General features: G+C 58.9%; 1 protein-coding gene. It reads right to left on the bottom strand.

The features are described 5' to 3' along the window. On the bottom strand, window positions 1–879 hold an 879-nt coding region (locus tag ACWEO7_RS39685), incomplete at its 3' end, for a hypothetical protein (RefSeq protein ID WP_452431032.1). Between the last annotated feature and the right edge of the window lie 206 nt (window positions 880–1,085).

Below are 1,085 nucleotides of genomic sequence, written 5' to 3'. Positions count from 1 at the left end.
ATCTGTGATCGCGACATGGCGAGAATAAGTACCACATGCCGAAAACGCCCTCTGAACTGGGATTACGAGGGTAGTTAGTTCAGTCAATAGGTAGTGCCCGTTGTAGTCGGCGACGCTATGCGCGAAGGTCACCCCGCAACTCGTCTTCCGGAACAACGGCGATCCGAACCCGGCACGATTGGCCAGAATCCGCTGCTCCAACTGCTCGGGGAATATCTTGCGTGAGGGATTGTCGTCGTACAGCCCGGGCAGACCGTTCTCCCGGTAGTAGTCGCGGATCTGGTCTTTGAAGAAAAGGCCTGTGAAGACGGTGGCGTGGGCGAAATGGCTGAGTTCACGCGCCCGGTCCAGATGCGCGTCGGAGTCGTTGAGACCCGGCACGATCGGGCGCCAGTAGAGGATCACGCGATAGCTCTCGGCGTGCTCGAACGCGGTCCGCAGCGAAGTCGCCGCGATATTGGAGTCGACCGGTTCGATGCGTTCGTCTTCGATTCCACTGTGCGTAACCAGGATGGTCAGCCGGATGTTGTGGAAGGTGTTGAGGACCGGGCAGTCCTCTGGCTCGATCCGCCACCGCGTGATGAGCAGGACGTGGTTGGTAATACCCTGCTCATCGAGTAGACGCAGCATCTCGAGGGTGTGCGGCTTCACCGCGGGAAGCATGGGATCGGTCACTCTGTTCAGCAGCTGGATCGGGGTCACATGCGGGCGGAAGTGCTTGTTGCGCAGCAGCATCCGAGCCGCGTTTTCCTCGTCCATCAGCCGTCGAGGTACCTTCATCCCAAAGTTGTCGAAGGTATGGCGTACACAGTAGGTGCAATCCAGCGGACAACCGACGATCCAGTTCGCCGACAGCCCGCTCTTGCGGTAGTCGATCACCTGTCGCAGACCTGGATTCAGCTCCGCCTGCTGATCGGCGGTGAGGATAGGTAGCGGCCTTCGGGCGGTCGCTCGATTTTTTAGCGAAACGCTGATCGGATCGTGGAAAGTGCTTATATTGACCCGGAACTAAATGGTTGAAGCGTAAACGGTGTGTGGGGCATGGAAGTAGCCGCGGACATGGCCGGGGAGTTTCTGGATGCGTC

It is taken from the genome of Nocardia sp. NPDC004260 (genome assembly GCF_053603155.1).
This window is presented reverse-complemented; position numbering and strand designations above follow the sequence as displayed.